Below are 20,104 nucleotides of genomic sequence, written 5' to 3'. Positions count from 1 at the left end.
GTTTGGGCTTACCTGCTTACAACAGGATGATGTCGGGCTTCCCCGGTTATGTCTGCTTGCCTGAACTTGAACGCATCCGTCCTAACTTCCCAGGTTATCCAGCTTTTGGGCTTTCCCACTTCTTGCAGGGTTACCCACCTGATCAGCCAACACTGGTTCGCTTGCGCTATGTTCCAAGTTCCCCCTTCGGCTTCCTTCAGACCCCACCGTTACCAGTGACGCCCTTGCCTACGGGTTGTCTTCCCGCTGGTTAGGTGACAGGGTTTCTTTCAACCCATCGGCTCGGCAGACATGCCGGGCGAACAAGAAAAGCGGCCAGCCTTAAAGCTCGCCGCATGAAATCAGGGACAACCCTGGTATTAGTCTTTGTTATCGAGAATGAAATCCTAATGCACCTGCGGTATATAAAAAAAGTTAAAGCTGAAGTATCTCTCTATGATCCCATCGGTGTTGACAAAGAAGGCAACGAGATTACCTTAGTGGATATTCTGGGCACACATCCTGAAGTTGTGTCGGAAACCGTGGAAAATAGATTTGAGCAAAAACGTCTTCGGGAAAAAGTGGGCCAGTTGACGCGCCGGGAAAAGAAAGTGCTGGAGTTGAGATTCGGACTGGAGAACGGCGCACGGCAAACCCAGCGGGAAATTGCCAGGAATCTGGGTATATCACGATCATATGTGTCACGTATCGAGAAAAAGGCTCTGACCAAATTAACCAAGGAGTTTGCATCGGAAAGCCTACAGTAAAGATAGTTTTACTCTATTTTAAACCCCGTACCGGTTTTTAAAATATTAAACATGAGAACAAAGTTACTAGTAATAGGGCAATTTTGATCTGGATATGTATTATTATATAGGGAGGGGTTAATCCCCTCCCTATATTTCTCCCTGTATCTTCCGTGTCATTCCTTTCAATAAGTTCATCAATCAGACCTTCACTTTAGCTGAAGGGCTATGATGTTTCTGACTTTTTCCGGCAGTTGATCGATTTCATCTTTGCTTAGCCCTGCGGTGGATACCGGCTCAGAAATAAAAACCTCTACAACAGCCGGTTTGATCAGCCCACCGTTGGCTTCCATAATATTATAAGATCCTTTGATGGCTACCGGCACAATGGGTACTTCCGCCTTAGTGGCAAGCTTGAAACTACCAGGCTTAAATTCACCTAATTGATCCCCCCGGCTTCTAGTGCCTTCCGGGAAAATTACCTGAGAATAACCCTGCTTTAGAAAGGCAACCCCTTCTTGTATAGCCTTTAATCCGGCCCGGGCGCTGCTCCTGTCCAGATAAACGCAATTCATATAAAACATCCAACTGCTGATAAGCGGTAATTTCTTTAACTCCCTCTTAGCTATAAAAGCTTTGGGCTTATCAATAAAACCCAATAAAATCGGAATATCAAAGTTTCCTTGGTGGTTACTGATAAAAACCACTCCACCCCGGGGCGGAATATGTTCCTTTCCTGTCACAATAACTTTGGAACCACTTAAGTTTACCATGGACCGGGCCCATTTTTTTACGATACGATCTACCTTCCGGTCCCGCTCCTCAATTTTTTGGGCACGATGTAAAGCTCTCACTTTTATCATACTTGGCAGGAGTAAAATAAGAGAACACCAAAAATAAATGAACCAGATTGTTGTTCTTAGCATATTATTTTCTCTTCTCTCACATATTCATCACTCTACATCAGATCATTAAGCTTTCTCATTTATATATTCAGGCTTCTATCTGCTGCGTTAATAGATATGTTGAGATTCCAAAAAGGTCCCCTTGAAGGATTTACACAAGAAGCCATCTATAAACCTTGTTATAGCTGGAAGTTTTTTTCACAAAAAAGTTTCACACAAGCATCAACCACTTGAGAATCATAAAGAACAGCTTTTTTCTCAATGATCTCACTAATTGCCTTATCAACACCCCTAGCCGGCCGGTAAGGCCGGTGGGAAGATATTGCTTCCACGACATCAGCAACGGATATAATCTTTGCTTCCAGGATGACTTCATCGCCCATTAAACCTTTCGGGTAGCCGGATCCATCTAATCTTTCATGATGCTGCAATATAGCTCGCGTTCCCGTTCCCTTTATTCATACGGTTATTTAGAACGCTCTTAATGCGCGAAATAAGAAAACTTTCATTATAAGGTTTCGTTAAAAAGTTATCTGCCCCACATTTTAAACCTCTGATAACATCTTTTGGATCTGAAAGCTGAGTTAGCAGAATTACAGGTATGTTTTTAAGAATCTCATCACTTTTTATTTGACGGCAAAGTTGATAGCCGTCTATACCGGGCATTACGATATCACTTATAATAACATTTGGTTTATTATTATATAAATAAGTTAGGGCCTCCTCACCACTACCGGTAACAGTAACATGATAACTATTCTTCTTAAGGTCATTTTTTAGTTTTAAAGCCTGAACCGGACTGTCTTCGACCACTAATATGTTTACATGATTCTCCATATCCATCCCTCTTGTCAAGTTATTAAAATACATAACAGATGCGTAAATATCTGCATAGAATTTACATACATGTGTTTCTGAAACTAGTTTACAAAATAAAAATTTTCTCTAAGAAGGATATTAGACTTAAATATATTGTCGTTTGCTGTCGAATTGCTATTAAACAACAACGACCGCCCTTTATTGACGGTCATTTATCGAATTTATTATTATCATTCATTCGACAATGTTTTTTAAATTCCTGCTTTAATATGTATATTTTTCAGATTTCCAGGTTAGTGTTACCCCTGGCCACCAGGGCCGCTATTTCGATTTCTCTTTTGGTTAATTCGAATCCGAAAGCAGTCTGAGTATTTATGAATCCGTGATTATGCCCCAACTGAATTATGTTTAAAAAAGTAATATCTTTCTTGCCTTCTTCACCTTCCAAAAAAATTGTTTTTATTGGATACGACCCGGTTCTTAGACTTAAATTACCATTCCAGTAATACGCGCCGGTAATCGGCCTGGCCTTCCGGCTATTAACCAGGCTCTGGCAAATCTCTTTCAAATAACTGTAAACGCTTTGTCCCGAGGCAAGACGCTGCTGTAAAATCTCCCGCGCCGGAATATTTGCGTCAATTATATTATACTTGCAGTCCATTTCACATAACCCAATCGCGCCTGAATCCCGCTTATGTTCCAGGAAAGCGTTATTCAGGTGGTCGTGCAACGATTTAAGCAAAGCCATTTCGCTGTCGCTAAAATCGGGCGACCCCTCACTTCTGTGTAAAGAAATTTCTCCAAGAAGAAATCCGCCGTTAAGAACTTGCAGACAAGCAATGTGATATATCCCTTGGGGCAGCAGGAAATCACAACGGTGTTCGTTTTTCGCCCACCCGGCATAGTTCATGTAATCAGAGCTGCGGTCCACAGGGGGGATGGAACCTTTCGAAAAAACAGCTTTTTTATAGAGATCAAGACTCTCATAATAATCTTGATATTGTTTGTGTTTATTAAGATCGAGTCCAACGTTGCAGGGTTCTAAAAAATGATGCGTCGTTGGGTCTACCAGAAAAAAAGCGGCACTGTCGTAAGGGACAAGCGGAGGCAAGTGACTGAGAACAATTGAACGAAGCTGCTCGATATCCCGGTTACCGTAAATTTGCTTTAACAGCGCATTGTAAGCCTCAAACTGCTGATCATTTAGCATAATTTTTTCTCCTGAAGAGAGGATATCCATACTGGGACCGAGAATATATTGTAATATTCGACAAAATATGCGTCTTTACCTTTAACACCCAAAATTTAATAAGGTTATACCATTATGTATATTGAACAATTCGGGCTTGACCCCGTATCCAAACCAGAAAGGACGGCAACATGGGTTGACCTGTTCATTATCTGGAGTGATATTAGCCTCTGTCTTCCTTCCTTTATTATCGGCGCCATGCTAATCCCGGCTTTGTCATGGAGCGAAGCGGTTTCCGTAAATTTTTGGGGCAATCTCGTGGTGGGCGTGCTTATAGTACTGGGCGGTTATTACGGTACCAAAACCGGCTGCCCGGCAGTCATGTACGGCAGGCTGGTTTTCGGCTATCCCTTGGGACAATGGTTTCCCACGGCTTTCCTCCTGGTTTCAACACTTGGCTGGTACGCTGTGATGACCGCCATGACGGGCGAGGCACTGGATATGATCATTAAGGAAACGACCGGTTTTTCCTCGCCTCTCTTTATGATCATACTGGTTGGCGTCTTAAACGCTTCCACAGCAGTGATGGGCTATCAACGGATCAGGCTGCTGGCCTGGTTGTCCGCTCCACTGCTTAGCCTCCTATGCATCTGGATGACTATCAAAGTGCTGTCCCTGACAGCTCTGCCCTCTGCCTTTCAATACCAACCCACGGGCGCCGTTAGCTACGCTCAAGGGATGGACCTGGTAATCGGCGGTTTTATATCGGGAGCATTTGTAGCTTCTGATTTTTCCAGGTACGCGAGAAGCAACCGGGATAGCTGGTTCGGCACATTTCCAGGTGCTTTTCTGATCTCTTTTCTGCTGGGGCTGCTGGGCATGCTGTCAGTTGTGGCTACAGGTGACTGGAACCCGGTAACGGTTGTTGACAGCTTTGGCATGGGTATTCCGGCGCTGCTTTTTATTTTACTGGCGAACTGGACCACAAACCACACCGTGCTTTATTCTTCCGGTTTGGCCTTGACCAACGCGCTTCCACGCCTGGGCCGCTGGAAGAACACCGCTTTATGCGGGGTGACCGGGATTGCTTTGGCCGTTGCCGGCCTGACCGGTCTAATCCAGTCATGGCTGATGCTGCTTTCTTGTATCTTCCCCCCGCTAATCGGGGTCGTATTAACCGACTTCCTGCTGGTCAGGAAAACAGCTGTCCCCTCTCAAGCCGTCAATATACCGGCTATCCTGGCCGTATCGGCAGGAACAGGACTGGCCGCAATAACTCCCCCACAGTATATGGCCTCAGGGGTGGGGTTATTTTCAAGTTCATCCATGTATATTTTAATTCATTTTACTCTCAGATTGCTGAACTTTTACACAAAAAAAACTGTGTAGGCAAAATCACCCGATCGGGTGATTTTTTTTTGAATTAAAAGTGTTACGTTGTTTTCAAATTATCAATTTTAATTTGGGAAAAGGGGGAAGACAATTGAAAAAAGGCTTTATCAAGCACGGGAAGCACGTTCTTCTGATTACTATTCTTGCTCTTTTCGCGCTGATTCCAAGTATCTGTCTTGCCGCCGGCGAAGCCGGCGAAATAACAATAAGGGTCAACAACACCGTGCTCAGGCCGGATGTGCCCGCCCAGATCATCAACGGAAGGACTATGGTGCCGGTCCGCTTCGTGGCCCAAGCTTTGGACTGTACAGTGGATTGGGATGAAGCCACTCTATCCGTGCTCATCGCTTCAGGCGGACAGTATGAAGGCAGCCCGCCGCCCAACGATACGGGTTATATCAGAATTTACGTCAACGGGAACATTCTTTACCCGGACGTGGCGCCGCTGCTGATCAACGGACGAACCATGGTGCCGGTGAGGTTTATCGCCGAGGCGCTGGGCGCCAGGGTAGGTTGGGACGAGCAATCACAAACAGTCATCATCACCAAATCTGCGCCGGTATCTTCCAATGATGTCACTACAGTGGACCAGTTGCTGGTGGGGCCTGATCTTGACCTGGAAACACAACTTCTTCTGGCTAGACAGTTTGGCCCAAACGGCCAGGTAGTGTTCGTACAGGCCGGAGAGTCACAACTGCCAATCAACGCATTTTCACCGTTTATCTGCGCTTCAGCTAAAATAATGAACGGTCTGGCCGGGCAGGAGGTTACCGGAGTGCTGGATTACAACCACGGCCAAGCCAGCGTCACAAGTGAATTGGTCTATCCGCAAAGCGGTTCGCGGTACGTTGGCTTTAAATTTACCAGGCAATCAGATCAGTGGCCCACGGGCTATTACGAAATAAAAGTTTATGTGGACGGCGTCCTTAAAGCCGCTACACCATTTACCGTAGAATAAATTTTAGTAATTTGGGACGTTCAAATATATGATACGAGAATGACTCTAAAAAATTGAGATAGGAGAGATTGCTATGATATGTGATTCCTGCGGTGCTGAGATAGCAAATGACAGCAGGTTTTGCCCTACATGCGGCAAGCAGCAGGCGCAACCTGCTCAGCAAGTATGCGGCAATTGCGGTCAAAAAATCAGCGATGGGCAAGTTTTTTGCACCGCCTGTGGGACTAAGGCGGCATCAGCCGGCGCAGGGGCTCCTTCACCGCCCCCGGCTCAATTCAGACCCCCGGTACAGACGGGGCAGGCCGCCTTGCTGGAAAGCAGAGCGGCAACCATCCCCGGTACGGGTGCAGGTGTCGGAAAGCGGGCAGTCGCAACCATTGTTGACTGCGTTATATTCTTTTTTATTTCTTACTTCCTGGCGGCGATGTCCGGCAGTGCGACTTCCGGTGGTTTCGAGCTTACCGGCGGACCGTTCTTCCTGATGTGCGTCATCGGTTTCGTATACTATCTTATCTTTGAAGGCACCAAGGGGGCGACTCCCGGCAAAATGCTGGTGGGCCTCAAAGTTGTCAAGACAGACGGGAGCAGGTGCGATTTTGGCGCCGCTGCGATTAGGACGGTATTGAGACTGGTTGACGGTTTTCTCTTCTACCTGATCGGGGCCATAGTGGTATGGTCATCGAAAACGAAGCAACGGCTGGGGGACCGGGTTGCCAACACCTTGGTTGTGGAAGGCGGCATGGTGAAGTTTAACCAGGTAGGCGATTACAATAACTATAATTTTGATGAATAAGCGCTTCCGGGATACGATTATTACGCACGGAGACTTTAAAAATCAGCGGTTTGCAGAATTTATCGATTGCTATGGCGGCTTACAGAAAGACATTTAAAAGAGTTTAAGGAGCGCGAAGATGTTTTGTAGTCAATGCGGAAATAAAGTTAATCCCGGTGACCACTTTTGCGGACAGTGCGGCACACAGCTGGCGGCACCCGGGCAGCCGGCTCCGGCAGTTGACGGACATATCAGGGCGAACGACAAAGAATCCCTATTAAATGCCATAGAGCAGGCGCTGGCAGCTTATCCTCAACTTGCCGTGGAACGCACAGGCAAGTCCGACCTGGAAATTAAAAGCGTTCTTGCCGACGCCAACTGGGGCGTCGGTAAAAAAAAGGTGGAATACTCGGCCAGCCTGTTGGCTAAGGAAACCGGGCGAACGGTAGTCTTTTGGGAAATGTTAAAGGAAACCGGCGCTGGCATGGGAATTTTCGGTGGATTCAAAATAGAAAAGTATAAAAGCGATGGGCGCACCAGATCCGGAACGGTGCGAGAAGCGGGTTTTGGACCTGGGGGGGAAATAATCGACTATAACTGGGACTATGCCCAAACCCGCAGCATTGTAGAAGATGTGGTCAAGGCAAACGGCTGGAAATTTACCACTTCACTATTAAAAAGCAAAGCGCGGTACTAATCAATGGAAAACTACTAACCAGTTAAATTATATTGGAAGGGGATCCTGATGAATTGCGTTTACTGCCATTTAGAAATTGATCAGGGGAGTAAGTTTTGCCCCTATTGTGGCAAAGAGCAGCCACCTAAGGGACCACATTTTTGTGGCAACTGCGGCCGGCCGCTTCAAGAAGGGGACGCGTATTGCGGCAGTTGCGGCGCCGGTACTGGCTCCGTGCCAAACCAACCGGTTCAGCCACAAGGTCACTCCCGGGAGGTAAAACCGCCCAAGCCCCCCAGACGGGCCTTGAAAATTGGTTTTGCAGTCGCAGGTGTGTTTTTCCTACTAATAATTATTGTAATGATGCTGTCGTCCATCGGTACTGGCTTGGGCAAGGCCGATGTCAAGCTGGCCGAGCGGTCGGCACTAGTCAAGTCTGCCAAGTGGGGAGAGGTTCCCATAAACCAGCTGGTAGTGGTGCTGAAAGACGGGACCGGCCGCGGCGATGCCGACAAGGTAGCTACAGGTCTGGGCGGCAAGGTAGTAGGCTATTTCAACTACCTGAACCTGTACCAGATTGAGACGGGGGCCAGGACCGAGGCGGAACTGCAGCAGTCTATCATAAAAGCCAAGCAGGACGGCAAGGTTGAATTGGCCTTTCCCAATCAGCAAGTCTTCATGGATACCCGCGTGGCAGGTACCCAGTGTGGTTCACTGGATTCCCCGGTATACAACGAAGGTGACCGGGGCAAGGGCTATGAAATAATAGGGGTGCAGCGGGCCTGGAATATCATTCAGACCGCTGGTTTCAAAACATCCGACGTGCATGTGGGAATTGTGGACAATGGGCTTTACAAAGGGAAAAACGAGTTCGACGGCAAGGTTAGTTTTGATTTTCCTGACAAAAACGGGGAACTTAAGGCTCCAGACAAGGAAAGTAACGGCGCCGACGATCCCATTGGCAGCCACGGTACAGGTGTAGCCACAATAATAGCGGCTAACCCGGACAACGGCGGGGTGACCGGCGTGGCCTCGGTGCTGGGTAAAAACCTTAAAGTCTCCATGGTCAATAATTTTGCACCGCCATACGGGAATGATCAGTTGTCAACACCTGATCCGAATGACCCCACAAAGATCGTGTGGAATGACGGGTACACATACGCAATAGGAGACTTGCTGGCACTGAAAAAACAGATTGACTGCGGATCTACTATTATCAACTGCTCCTGGGGGAACAGCAGCGCCGACCCCGATTTAGCGAAAGCATATAAGAAGTTTTTTGAAAAAATGAACAAAGATCATCCCGAGGTGCTCTTTGTTTGCTCGGCGGGCAACGACGGCAAGGCGCTGAACGGAGAATGCCGCTTCCCCAGCGGACTTGCCCTGCCGAACATGGTCACGGTAGGCAACGTGATGAACGACGGCACCAAATGTCCCAGCAGCAACATGACCTCAAATAATTTTGAGGTCACCCTGGCCGCGCCCGGTCAGCAGTCTGTGCAAGGAATAGGTGACGACGCCACCATCGTCAACGACTACGGGGGCACCAGCATGGCTACGCCCCACGTCACGGCAGCCGCGGCCATGCTGCGCTCCCTCAATCCCAAGCTGAGCGCCGGGGAAATCAAGAAGATCCTTGTTGAAACCGCCCTGCCGGGCGTAACCGTGGGGGACCACAGCAACTTAGCCCCGCCAGAGTTGGGGAAGGGTATCCTGGCCGTCGACAGGGCGGTGCTGAAGGTGGTCAACGACCTGCGTCAACAAAAAGGACTCCCTGCCCTGACTATGGATGCCGCTTCAGCTCCGGGCAAAATTGATTTAGTGGCTGAGGGAGGCCCCAAGGAGTGGAAAGTAACCGCTATGATCTCCGGCGTGGGTAAAGACGGCACCGACGTGCAGGTTGAGATGCAGGGAGCAGGAGGTTTCGCCGGTCTTTCCAAACAGCACCTCGCCAGCGACGGAAGTCTGACCTGGCCTGTGACCCTGTATGAAGAAAGCGCGGCATTCCACGTGAAAAGGCTGGACAGCGGGGTCTGTTGGAAGGTACGATTGGCTCCCGACATTTCCGGGCAATGGTCGGGACCATTTACAGTGGAAACTTACAACGTGCCGCCGGATGTTTATGTAACTGTCAAGCAGGGTACGGTGATCTTTAACATTAACGAGCGTCAGGCAAACATTGACCCGATAGCCGGTGATTTCCAGCTTATTGCTCAGGGTGGGGGAACCGCGCACGCGATAAACTTGAACGGCAGCCTCCAGGGTAGACAGGTCAGCCTTCAGGCAGAAGAAGGCGGAGAAAGCATCAGGTTTGACGGGGCCCTGGAAGGCGACAGCATGCAGGGAACATGGAATTACCACGGCGCCTTCGGAAACAGTACCATGACGGCATCCGGCAGTTGGGGAGCAAGCAAAAAACAGTAGTGAGATTTGCAAATGTCCTTGATAGATTATCAACAGCCATGTCTGATCGAAAGAAAAGCTGCCTGAGGTCTAACTCAAGCAGCTTCTTTTCGATCTGTTTACTGTCCGGAGCCGGGTATTTTGGACAGATTATTCAGCATTTGACTCATATCGGTTACAGTCACACCTGCGGGTAGACGGAAGGTGTTAGCCGGTTGTTTTTCTACCGTCATATTTTTATATTCAATAACCGTCTTGCTGCCATCGGCACCTGTTGTTTCCAAACGGATAGGAATGCCGTAATCTTCCCTCACCCACATTTTCAGATTGTCCTTTCCATCAGCGCCTGTAGCAGCGATAACCTTACACTTGATTCCATCGTAAACCGTCGTTTCCAGCACTTTGTATTTGTCCGGAGATGTGTCTATGTCTTTGCCGTAATCGAAAGGATTCTCCGATTGTTTGTTGTCTTGTTTTTCGAAAACCATTTTCATCGCTTGTTTTCATCGGGATAATAGGTATAAGACGTGCTGCCGTCAATAATAGAAACTACCGTGGATTCAGTTTTAACTTTTTCTCCTTCAATCCACATTTTCCCGCTCATAACAAGATCCTTTGACGTCATGGTGTAATCAAAGGATAAACCTTCGACCTTCTTGCCCTTGGCAAAAAGACTTATAAGGGGTTCATCGTTATCAGACTGTGTGTTCACCTTGCCAGCGGTTTGCTGGCCGGCAGGCTGGCTGCTATTTTCCTTCTTACTCCCTCCGCAACCCGCCAGATTCAGGCACGACGATTAATTTACATATCGGGCTAATCATGATTTACCCCTCTCCTTGCACTTCATTGCTGAGATTTTTAAAAAACCAACTGACGCCGTACCGCCACTGCTCATCTTCACAATAATGTTGGTTGATCCACGTTACGGGATCGACTGCTTCCGGTTTTGTCCAGAGTAAATTTGATATAGTAATCGAAGCGATCCTGGCCGAATCCTGAATATTTGTATTGTACTCGACCCAGCTATGATAAACATTGAACGGGTTGTTAGCGATTAAAACGGCTTCCTTGTCCTGCCTGGGCACAAGGGACTGCTCCTGCCCTGCTATGGCAAAAAGAAAAATGGGGTTGATGTTAAATTCTTTTGCTGACTGGATAATTACTGAGAAATAGGGCTCTTCCGCAAGGATTGAATTTCTGTTAACCAATGATTGTTTTAACCTGGAATTATTGACTTCTTTATACAACAAATCATCAGTAAGTATTTCAGGTTGTGTTACAGGCTGATGAGCCCTGGTTTTTGAAACCGCCGCGCTATTGGATACCACTATCTGGGGAACCGACGGCGGCAAGTTTTTCAGAGGCTGCACCGTAAGGAAAACAGACATGAGTAAGAAAGCTGTCATAGCCTGGTAGAACTTATTTTTGGACAACAAACCGGAAACATATGGCAAAACCCCGGCAATTCTTTCTAATAACAAGGATATATATTTTGTTAGATCGAGTTTTGACAGAAGATGACGCTTCTCCGGTTCAATTTCCACGCTGTTCAGGTACTCCAGGATGAGACTCCAATCATGCTCCAGTTTATCGCCGGCATACCGGCGCACTTTATTAACGAACTCTATTAGTGTCTCTCTGGCAACAGGGATTTCTTGCCGGTTATTTACCCACTTTGTAAGTGCCTCCGTATAATCTTCCTCGTGATTATGAATTGCAATACAAATCTTAAAGATATCATCTTCGTTAAGTCCGTAGTAATTCTTTGAAACGGCTCTTCGCAACAAGTTGAATTTAATCTGAGACCTGTACTTCTCATTGAACTCTTGAAGATACCTGTCAATTACTTTATGTACGGCATTTGCTAGAATTTTAGCCCGTTCATTGATACCGGAATCGGGATACTTTTTGGCAATATAATCACGCAGGACAAAAATGTCTTCGTTTCTCATTACCTGCTTTTTGTTTAAACATTCCAGTACTGCTTGCATTTTCTCTTTCTCCCGGCCAAACTGTTGCGTTAGGTTAACTTGGTTAATTATACCACATAAATTAAGTCCAAAACCCCATAGATGACTATTGTTTTTACTCCCGGGCATACTAAAACCAGGAGGGATAATAAATGAAAATTGATAAGGTTAAAAAAAATGCGCAGGGCGATATCACTGATGTTATGATCAACAACAACGTATATAGTATAGATGAGGCAATCATGATGGCCAGAGACGGTAAGATTGAAGGAGTCAATGTGGCAAAAGCAAGGAGCGGTAAAGAATACCTTAGGAGCAACCCCGACAACATCGAAGCAAACAATCTAGACAACTTGCCCACATTTTAAATAAGCCCCGCAGCATCTCGCGGGGCTTATCATTATATTCTGTCACAATACTACCTATCTCTAAGTCTGTTAATTACAGCCGCCAGTTCCCCCCAGGTAACCGGATCGTCCGGCTGGTGCTCACCATTAAGCCAACCTTCTGCCTTGAGCCTGGCAATTTCACTAAAAAAGTCTTGGCCGGGAGTCATAGACTGGTAGGTGAACGGAGTTGTAATAGAAGAGCCCTGTTCACCATGCGGTTGAGGCGACTTTAATGGTACCCCCAGCGCTTTAACTATACCACCGGCAATTACTTCGGCCAACCTGTCAAAAAAAATAACATCTTTCAATATCACGGCATCCTTTGGGTTGTCAATAAAGAAGTTTTCCAGCAAAACAGCCGGCATGACCGTATTACGTAGAACGGCAAAATCTGCACGCTTTTTGCCCCTATCCCGGAAACCGACAGAATTGTAATAGTCAGCCATCATATCGTGAATGACATTGCGTATGCTTTCAGTTTTTGTTCCGGCACTTGTGTGAATAAAACTTTCAAATCCGGTGCCTCCACCGGAATTTGTATGTAAAGAACAAAATAAATCCGCTCCCAGATTGTTGGCGATATCGCATCGTTCATCCAGGCTAAGATCAGTATCGAAACTTCTGGTCAAGGTTACAGCTGCATCGTAATCAGCCAATTTCCCGGCTACCCGCATACTCAATTCAAGATTTAAATTTTTTTCTACAAGTCCATTGCCGACAGCACCCGGGTCCTTCCCCCCATGCCCCGGATCCAATACCAGCTTTATCATTGAAAGAACACCTCACAAATTTAACATTTATTTATTGTATATACAACCAGTGGTCAATCATGAAAATTTACCCTGCGAACAAGTGTACTGTTATTTTAGCAAAGAATTTTAGTCAAGTCAATACATTTTGAATACAGCTACTTACAAAGTATTCATTCTCAGCAATCCTTGCACACTTCTTTGACTGCTGAATAAAATATTCAATAGGCTCCTGGTCTTATTCAATTAAGGGATTAAAAGGAGGTGTTAGACATTATTGAGTAAAAAAGAGATTCAATTAATCGGATTGCTGGCGTGCCTGGGTTTTGTCATCATAATTGGGGTCTATTTATGGAGAGGGGCAAGCGCTAATTCTAAAGAAATGGAAACAAGTAAGCAGGCCTATGCCAAGCAAATTGAAGACTTGCAAAAAGCAGGGAAAACCGACAAATCGACTCAGGCGAATTCAGCCGGCGCTCAAAGCACTAACAGCACTCAATCAGCGGCAAATCAGACTACTCCGGCAGCCACAAGCGCAATCCCAAATCCTGCACCAACCTCTACGCCTGCATCGACTGTTAAAAGCACAAACTCAATTGCCGCTGGAAGCAAAGTTGGTGATATTGTTAAACTGGGAGATGTGGAAATGGTCGTGACAAAGTCTACGACAAAGTACAAAGTCATCGATATCACTTTGAATGGGAACACACCGGATCAACCGCCAAAACTGCTTCTTACTGAGAACAACCGGATTATTTACGAAATACCCGCGGATGTTGACGTTGACGTAAATGTAACGGAAAAAACGAAAACAGATCAATCCCCGTTATTTAATGGAGTGAAAAAAGCCGGTAACTAACCGGCTTTTTTCGCAGGAAATTATACTTTCCGTTATTTGTGAATAAGTGACCTTTGGGCATACGTACGCGGCGATTTTGATGATCAACTGCCTTTTGCATCCAGACGTATCGCTTCGGTCAGCACTTCAACCACATAATCCAATTGTTTTTCTGTAATGTTATTGAAAAAGGGCAGCGCCAGTGTTGAGGAAGCAACAAACTCTGTATTTGGAAAATCACCTGATTGGTAACCAAATTTCTCCTGATAAAATGGCTGCAAGTGGATTGGCTGAAAGTATGGCCTGCAATCAACGCCATTCCCCTGCAGGTACGCCATAACCCGGTCCCGGTCGATGCCCGGCGCCAGTCGCACTACATACACAAACCAGCTTATCTTTATCCCTGGCTCCAGATAAGGAAGCGCAACCCCTTCCAGACGCTCCAGTCTAGCGTTATAAGCCATTGCTACTGCTTCCCGCTTGGCCAGGATCTCGTCAAGATACTCCATTTGAGCTACACCAAGCGCCGCGCTTAATTCATCCAAACGGTAATTATAACCCAACCGGCAGTGATTGAACCAACCGCCCACACTGTTCCTTCCCTGGTTGCGCATACTCCGGCACAAGCCAGCCAAGTCGCTGTTGTTGGTTGAAATAACCCCTCCTTCACCGGTTGTTATCTGTTTGTTGGGATAAAAGGCGAACACTGCCGCGTCACTCTCGCTGCCCACCATTTTTTCGCGATAGCGGGCGCCGATAGCTTCACAGGCATCTTCAATTACAGCTAGCCGGTACTGCCGGGCTACTTCCATGATGCGCCCCATGTCCGCCGGTCTGCCAAAGACGTGCACGGGAAGAATAGCCCTGGTTCTAGATGTTATTTTTGCTTCTATCTTTTCCGGGTCTATATTTAACGTCAAGGGATCAATATCGACAAACACCGGCCGGGCATTTTCATAGAGCATGCAATTGCTGGAGGAGACAAAACTAAAAGGGGAAGTAATCACCTCGTCACCCGCGCTGATACCCAACCCACGCACTGCCAAATGGAGTCCGCTGGTCCCGCTGTTTACCGCCACAGCTTCTTTTACTCCCAGATAATCCGCCACCATCCGTTCAAACTGTTCTACTTGGGGGCCAATACTGAGAATATTGCTGTCAAGCACTGCATTAACCAATTCCCGTTCCCGCTGGCCAATGTCGGGAGACGAAAGAGGCACATTCATCTTTAAGGCACCTTCCCTAAAATAATTCTTTCTACTGACTACTGACTACTGGCTACAGACCCTTAAGTAGTAACTTTCATCTAAAATTTACCGGCATCCCTGTCTCGGCAGAGCGATATATTCCGAGTACGATTTCCAGCGCCTTTCTCCCTTCGCGGCCATCGACAACAGGCCGGCCGCCGGTTAGGATTGCTTTCACCATATCCTGTAAAACAGCCTGGTGACCTGGTTCCATGTAACATTTTGCCTCCTCTTTTAGGCACACCATCTGATCTTCTTCTCTTGTCTCACTGAACCGCCAGGTCATTACCGTATCGGCTTTTTCCCCACCTATCACAACCGTTCCCCTTTCCCCGAAAACAGCGATTGTCTGTTCCAGGTTCCGCGGATAAACAGTAGTCGCGGCTTCGATTGTCCCCAGGGCTCCGCTTCCAAACTTTAATACCGCAACTCCGACATCCTCAGTTTCAATAGGGCGGCAACGCGTGGCAGTGTAGGCGAAAACCGACTCGACGCTGCCCATCAACCACGAAAGAATATCGACAATGTGTATAGCCTGGTTCATCATCACCCCGCCATCCTCCGCCCTCTTGCCCCGCCAGGGGTTGTTTAAAAAATACGCCTCGTCACGATTCCACCGCACCGTGGCGGTGGCGTGACTCAATTTCCCAAATCTCCCATCATCTATAGCTGATTTAAGTATTTGAAAGAACCGGTTAAAACGCTTTTGCATAACCACCGAAAGAATTACTCCTGCTTTCTCGCAGGTGTTTACCAGCATGTCGGCATCCGACAGGCTCAATGCCAGCGGTTTTTCCACCAACACGTGTTTGCCCGACCGGGCAGCCAAAATACCCATTTTTGCGTGCAGGCCGCTCGGAGTGCAGATAACAACAACATCAAGATCCCGCTCTTCCAGCATCTTTTTATAATCACGATAGCCTTTAACGTTGTAATAAGAGGCAAAATTCTTTAAAACAAATGGGTCAATATCATTAACCGCCACCAGTTCCGCCTGGGGTAATGCTACGATTTCATTAGCATGCACTCTCGCTATACGGCCGCAACCGGCAATTCCGAACTTTATTCCCGCCATAGTCGCAGGTATCCCATGACAGCCACAAGTATGAAGGATACTAGCATTCCGGCCAGACCGGCGGCAAGCATACACAAGAAAATGTTCGGTCCCACACGGCGCTCATCGGGGGAAGCCGGTATGATTATCCGCAGGTTGTTCATCTTCCACGCTTCCTTCTCCTCCTGCTGTAAAAGCGTGGCCAGGCTGCCGGCAATAAACGCCGCCCGGTAGGGGTCGGTGTCTCTTACCAGGATCTCAAGCAGTTCCAGGTCTTTTACTTTCCGTACAGTAACCATCCGCCTCAGGTCACCGGGACTTAATTTACGCTCAACCCGTTCGGACAGCTTTTGCAGCACCTGCTCACTTTCCGCCAGTTCACAGTAAGTTCTCGCCAGTTGGCGGTACATCATCAAACTGTTATAGTCCATACGATTGGCGCCGGTATCACCGGCAAAACCGTTTTCTGGCTGACTGAGCCGTAAAATTGTATTGGCCTGGTACTTTGCCGGTAAAATCATGCATACCAATCCTCCGGCGGTCAATGCAACGATGATCGTCGCCAGCACCAGGAATAATCTTTCTTTAATCAGTGTGGGAAGGTCAATATTATCCAATAATTCTTCCACCCCCTTACCGCTTTTCACTCTTTGGAACATCCCTGATGAACCTTGCAGGACAGCCCGCCACAACAATTCCTGGAAGGGTATCTTTTGTAACCAGCGCGCCGGCGGCGACAAAGGTTTCGGCGGCAACCGCCACACCCGGCAAAATAACCGCCCCGGCTCCTACTCTGGCGTTTTCTCCGATTCTTGGCCCTTTAATTTTGGCAAACCGTTCTTCCGTCCTCCCCATGTAATTGTCGTTGGCAGTAACAACCATAGGCGCTATGAAAGCGCCCGCGCCGACCATGGTATGCGCCGTCAGGTATGCGCCGGTCTGGATTTTAGCATAATCCCCCACCGTCACATCGTTCTCCAAAACCACACCGCGGCCGATAATTACCCGGCTGCCAACCAGACACAGCTCTCTAACTGAGGCCATATCCCCGACCATCACCTCCTCGTCCAGGCTGGTCCCCGCATAAAGCACCACTCCGCTGCCAAGTATGCTGCCCGGCCCTACCCGCAAGGGGTGTAAAGGAGCACTCAAGCGGTTTGTACTGGTTTTAGCCGGATGAGGCTGCTTGCCGATGACGCAGTTGTCACCAACCAAGCAGTTTTCGCCAACGTATGTCTCCGGGTAAACGGTAACATTATTGCCTATGGACGTGCCGGAGCCAATAAAGGCGCCCTCGCTAATCACCGAAAAAAAACCGATGGCACAGTTCGCGCCGATTGTCGCGCCCGGGTGAATAAAGTTCATCTATTATCCGATCCCCACCTCACCTTGTTATTTCTTTTGACAGTATTACGATTATAATATTACGGCGGCTTGCGTTTGGTGACGAAATAAAGGAGCAAATAGTAACTATGGGTATAAACGCAGCTCATCACTAAGCAGCAAGAAAGGGACACACCTTTATTAGTGATGCGTAATAAAAAGCCGCCCACCGGGGCGGTTGCATCCATGAAATATTCATTTATCACCTGTCTTATTCAGGTCCGGATATTAACCCTGAGAGTACTCCCTGATAGTCTCCAACAATATCGACTTCTTGACCGGTTTGGTCAAGTGGGCCGTACATCCCGCATCAAGGCTCTTTCGCGCGTCTTCTTTTAGCGCGTAAGCCGTCAGAGCGACCACCGGAGTCGGCGCCAGGCGGTTCTCCGCTTCCCATTTCCTAATAGTCCTTGTGGCCGTATACCCATCCATCACGGGCATTTGCATATCCATCAGGACCAAGTCGTATTTTCCCGACTTAAACTTCTCAACGGCTATTTCACCATTTTCGGCAATCTCAATTTGATAGGCGGTCTTCTTCAAGTATGCCTGGACCAGCAACTGGTTATCCGGGGAATCTTCCACCAGGAGAATCCGTAAGGCGCGCTGGTCCGCAAAAACCGTTGTTGTCTCATCAGGCTCACTTTTTTCTTTTGGCAGTTTCACTTGGCCCATGGCGGTTTCAATCGCGTTTCTTAAATCTGAACGTTTAACCGGCTTAACGAGGCAAGAAGAGATCCCCAGTTCCCGGTACCGCTCCATATTACCGATGCGCATGTCCGACGTTAACATCATTACCGTCACACCCGCAAGGCCGGGATCGTTATGAATTTTTTCCGCCACCTCGAACCCGTCCATCACCGGCATACGGCAGTCAAGCAATACAAGGTTGTACGGAAAACCCGCCTTTTTCGCCTTTTTCAATTCGGCCAGGCCAGCTAGACCGGCTTCCGCCTCTTCCACAATCGCGCCCCAAGCGGTGAGGGTTTCTTTTAGAATCAAGCGGTTAGTTGCATTGTCATCAATAATAAGTGTTTTTACCCCTTTAATATCTACAACCGGTAATCTTTCTGCCTTAGATTGCCCTGATTGAACAGTGAAGCGGATGGTAAAGTAAAAGGTGCTCCCCTTTCCCACTTCACTTTCCACCCAGATGCGTCCGCCCATCAATTCCACGAGCCTCTTGGCAATGGTTAGACCCAGTCCGGTACCTCCGTATTTCCGGGTGGTGGAAGAGTCCGCTTGAGTAAACCATTCAAAAATAACGTCCAGCTTTTCCGGCGGTATTCCGATGCCGGTATCGCTGACAGTAAAAAGCAACCGGCATTCCCGCATGTCTTGTCCCGTGGAGAAGGGCGGTTGCTTGTCCGCAAGCTCAACTTTTAACAATACCTCGCCTTTATCGGTAAATTTTATGGCGTTCCCAATCAGGTTGATGATAATTTGGCGTAAGCGGCCGGGGTCCCCGACCAGTTCCACGGGCACATCGGGCATGAGCTGGCAGACCAACTCAACCCCCTTTTCATGCGTGCGGATAGCCATTACTTCGCAGGTTTTTTCTATCACATTACTAAGATTAAAACCAATACTTTCAAGCTCGTAATGGCCCACCTCGACCCTGGAAAGATCGAGGATGTCATTGATCAAGTTTAACAGTGTTTCACCCGCCGACCTGAAAGTTACGATATATTTTTGCTGCTCGGAAGTCAGGTGTGTTTCACCAAGCAGTTCGGCCATCCCGATAATCGCGTTCATCGGCGTGCGGATTTCATGGCTCATGCTGGCCAGAAATTCACTTTTCGCCTTATTGGCGGCTTCCGCAGCCTCTTTGGCCTGCTGCATGGCCTCCTCTACCCGCTTTCGCTCAGTAACGTCGTCCACCACGCCGATGATAAACAAAGGCTCATTCAAGTTGTCGTGGGCCAGTGAGAAATTAATACTCACCCAAACCAGCCTGCCACCTTCCGGGCATAGCGTTTTTCCATCTGATAGCTATCCTGTCTGCCTGCCCACAGATCGTTAAACATTTCAATGAAATTTACTTTATCATCCGGGTAAATGAGCTCGGCAAAAACCATATTGGCCAGTTCCTGGCCGTTGTAACCGAGCATTTCCTGCAGTGCCGGGTTGCTTTCGACAAGCCGTCCTTCCCTGTCGATTAACGTTATTCCCACGGACGTGCCCTCGAAAACCGCCCTGAAACGCGCTTCACTAGTTCGCAGTTTCTCTTCAATCAACTTTTGTCCGGTAATATCACGGGCTATGGTTGAAGCGCCAATTACTTTACCTGAAGCGTCTCTAATCGGGGATATAGTCAAAGAAACCTGAATCTGCCTAAAATCTTTTCTGACGCGCACGGTTTCGTAGTAATCGACCCTTTCCCCCAACTTGATTCGTTCAAGGTTACTTGTTATTTCGCCGTAACTGGGCGCGAGGATAAACACAGGGCGGCCAATGACTTCATCCGCCTTGTATCCGTAGATTCTCTCCGCTCCCGAGTTCCAGCTAAAAATAATACCCTCAAGACTCATCCCGACAATCGCGTCATTTGAGAACTCCACCATAGAAGCCAGCCAGGTAAGTTTTTCTTCCACCTGCTGCGGCGTTTTTAAACCGGCAACTTTTCTCTTCATTT

21 protein-coding genes and 1 pseudogene are annotated in these 20,104 nt (G+C 47.7%); 8 read left to right on the top strand and 14 right to left on the bottom strand.

The features are described 5' to 3' along the window. The first annotated feature begins 254 nt into the window (after positions 1 to 254). The gene (locus L7E55_RS05865; protein WP_338091175.1) at positions 255 to 746 is read left to right on the top strand and encodes a sigma-70 family RNA polymerase sigma factor; all 492 of its coding nucleotides are present in this window, start codon (positions 255 to 257) and stop codon (positions 744 to 746) included. A 188-nt stretch (positions 747 to 934) separates the two neighbouring features. Here the strand turns inward: L7E55_RS05865 and L7E55_RS05860 are convergent, their stop codons facing one another. The 4 genes from L7E55_RS05860 to L7E55_RS05845 all read right to left on the bottom strand — a co-directional run bounded on the left by L7E55_RS05860 (position 935) and on the right by L7E55_RS05845 (position 3,659). Next, on the bottom strand, positions 935 to 1,651 hold the full coding sequence (locus L7E55_RS05860) for a lysophospholipid acyltransferase family protein (RefSeq protein ID WP_277443138.1): 717 nt from the start codon (positions 1,649 to 1,651) through the stop codon (positions 935 to 937). Positions 1,652 to 1,809: 158 nt separating this feature from the next. Beyond that, positions 1,810 to 2,061, bottom strand: a complete 252-nt coding sequence (locus L7E55_RS05855) for an HD-GYP domain-containing protein (protein ID WP_277443137.1) — start codon at positions 2,059 to 2,061, stop codon at positions 1,810 to 1,812. Next, positions 2,048 to 2,467, bottom strand: coding sequence for a response regulator (locus L7E55_RS05850; RefSeq protein ID WP_277443136.1), 420 nt, complete (start codon positions 2,465 to 2,467; stop codon positions 2,048 to 2,050). Before L7E55_RS05850 ends, L7E55_RS05855 begins: the two co-directional genes overlap by 14 nt. A 262-nt stretch (positions 2,468 to 2,729) precedes the next feature. Further along, complete coding sequence (locus L7E55_RS05845; RefSeq protein ID WP_277443135.1) at positions 2,730 to 3,659, bottom strand: helix-turn-helix domain-containing protein; 930 nt, start codon at positions 3,657 to 3,659, stop codon at positions 2,730 to 2,732. 114 nt (positions 3,660 to 3,773) lie between these two features. Here L7E55_RS05845 and L7E55_RS05840 point away from each other — a divergent pair, with 114 nt between their 5' ends. The 5 genes from L7E55_RS05840 to L7E55_RS05820 all read left to right on the top strand — a co-directional run bounded on the left by L7E55_RS05840 (position 3,774) and on the right by L7E55_RS05820 (position 9,860). Continuing rightward, positions 3,774 to 5,027, top strand: coding sequence for a purine-cytosine permease family protein (locus L7E55_RS05840; RefSeq protein WP_277443134.1), 1,254 nt, complete (start codon positions 3,774 to 3,776; stop codon positions 5,025 to 5,027). 94 nt (positions 5,028 to 5,121) lie between these two features. Next, positions 5,122 to 5,988 carry a copper amine oxidase N-terminal domain-containing protein gene (locus tag L7E55_RS05835; protein ID WP_277443133.1) on the top strand — a complete coding sequence of 289 codons (867 nt, stop codon included), beginning with the start codon at positions 5,122 to 5,124 and terminating at the stop codon, positions 5,986 to 5,988. 73 nt (positions 5,989 to 6,061) lie between these two features. After that, positions 6,062 to 6,781 (top strand): RDD family protein, encoded by a 720-nt coding sequence (locus L7E55_RS05830; RefSeq protein WP_277443132.1) that lies wholly within the window; start codon positions 6,062 to 6,064, stop codon positions 6,779 to 6,781. A 118-nt stretch (positions 6,782 to 6,899) separates the two neighbouring features. Next, positions 6,900 to 7,457, top strand: coding sequence for a zinc ribbon domain-containing protein (locus L7E55_RS05825; protein ID WP_277443131.1), 558 nt, complete (start codon positions 6,900 to 6,902; stop codon positions 7,455 to 7,457). A gap of 48 nt (positions 7,458 to 7,505) precedes the next feature. After that, a complete protein-coding gene (locus tag L7E55_RS05820) occupies positions 7,506 to 9,860 on the top strand; it encodes a S8 family serine peptidase (protein ID WP_277443130.1) in 2,355 nt (784 codons plus the stop codon). A gap of 98 nt (positions 9,861 to 9,958) precedes the next feature. Here the strand turns inward: L7E55_RS05820 and L7E55_RS05815 are convergent, their stop codons facing one another. From L7E55_RS05815 to L7E55_RS05805, 3 genes are all read right to left on the bottom strand, one after another. Beyond that, a complete protein-coding gene (locus tag L7E55_RS05815; RefSeq protein ID WP_277443129.1) occupies positions 9,959 to 10,333 on the bottom strand; it encodes a LolA family protein in 375 nt (124 codons plus the stop codon). After that, positions 10,330 to 10,551, bottom strand: a complete 222-nt coding sequence (locus L7E55_RS05810; protein ID WP_277443128.1) for a hypothetical protein — start codon at positions 10,549 to 10,551, stop codon at positions 10,330 to 10,332. Before L7E55_RS05810 ends, L7E55_RS05815 begins: the two co-directional genes overlap by 4 nt. 112 nt (positions 10,552 to 10,663) lie before the next feature. Beyond that, positions 10,664 to 11,830: a hypothetical protein gene (locus L7E55_RS05805; RefSeq protein WP_277443127.1), complete on the bottom strand. Its 1,167-nt coding sequence runs from the start codon at positions 11,828 to 11,830 to the stop codon at positions 10,664 to 10,666. 131 nt (positions 11,831 to 11,961) lie between these two features. Between L7E55_RS05805 and L7E55_RS05800 the strand changes: the two genes are divergently transcribed. Then, positions 11,962 to 12,177, top strand: a complete 216-nt coding sequence (locus L7E55_RS05800; protein WP_277443126.1) for a DUF3892 domain-containing protein — start codon at positions 11,962 to 11,964, stop codon at positions 12,175 to 12,177. 50 nt (positions 12,178 to 12,227) lie between these two features. Here the strand turns inward: L7E55_RS05800 and L7E55_RS05795 are convergent, their stop codons facing one another. After that, on the bottom strand, positions 12,228 to 12,968 hold the full coding sequence (locus L7E55_RS05795) for an N-acetylmuramoyl-L-alanine amidase (RefSeq protein WP_277443125.1): 741 nt from the start codon (positions 12,966 to 12,968) through the stop codon (positions 12,228 to 12,230). Positions 12,969 to 13,224: 256 nt separating this feature from the next. Here L7E55_RS05795 and L7E55_RS05790 point away from each other — a divergent pair, with 256 nt between their 5' ends. Next, complete coding sequence (locus tag L7E55_RS05790; RefSeq protein WP_277443124.1) at positions 13,225 to 13,806, top strand: hypothetical protein; 582 nt, start codon at positions 13,225 to 13,227, stop codon at positions 13,804 to 13,806. Between the two features lie 83 nt (positions 13,807 to 13,889). Here L7E55_RS05790 and L7E55_RS05785 read toward each other — a convergent pair whose 3' ends face one another. The 6 genes and pseudogenes from L7E55_RS05785 to L7E55_RS17575 all read right to left on the bottom strand — a co-directional run. Next, positions 13,890 to 15,011, bottom strand: a complete 1,122-nt coding sequence (locus L7E55_RS05785; protein ID WP_277443123.1) for a DegT/DnrJ/EryC1/StrS family aminotransferase — start codon at positions 15,009 to 15,011, stop codon at positions 13,890 to 13,892. Positions 15,012 to 15,087: 76 nt separating this feature from the next. Next, positions 15,088 to 16,107, bottom strand: a complete 1,020-nt coding sequence (locus tag L7E55_RS05780) for a Gfo/Idh/MocA family protein (protein WP_277443122.1) — start codon at positions 16,105 to 16,107, stop codon at positions 15,088 to 15,090. Further along, the gene (locus tag L7E55_RS05775; protein ID WP_277443121.1) at positions 16,095 to 16,733 is read right to left on the bottom strand and encodes a YveK family protein; all 639 of its coding nucleotides are present in this window, start codon (positions 16,731 to 16,733) and stop codon (positions 16,095 to 16,097) included. The genes L7E55_RS05780 and L7E55_RS05775 overlap by 13 nt, the downstream gene beginning before the upstream one ends. Then, a complete protein-coding gene (locus L7E55_RS05770) occupies positions 16,720 to 17,451 on the bottom strand; it encodes an acyltransferase (protein WP_277443120.1) in 732 nt (243 codons plus the stop codon). The genes L7E55_RS05775 and L7E55_RS05770 overlap by 14 nt, the downstream gene beginning before the upstream one ends. Positions 17,452 to 17,697: 246 nt before the next feature. After that, positions 17,698 to 19,311, bottom strand: a complete 1,614-nt coding sequence (locus L7E55_RS17580; protein ID WP_338091177.1) for a response regulator — start codon at positions 19,309 to 19,311, stop codon at positions 17,698 to 17,700. Positions 19,312 to 19,374: 63 nt separating this feature from the next. After that, a pseudogene (locus L7E55_RS17575) lies at positions 19,375 to 20,102 on the bottom strand (PAS domain-containing protein); the annotation flags it as partial. Positions 20,103 to 20,104 lie beyond the last annotated feature (2 nt).

The sequence above is a fragment of the Pelotomaculum isophthalicicum JI genome (assembly GCF_029478095.1).
In the GTDB taxonomy this organism is placed as follows: domain Bacteria; phylum Bacillota; class Desulfotomaculia; order Desulfotomaculales; family Pelotomaculaceae; genus Pelotomaculum_D; species Pelotomaculum_D isophthalicicum.
Note: the sequence above shows the minus strand (reverse complement) of the source record. Positions and strands in the feature narration are given on the sequence as shown.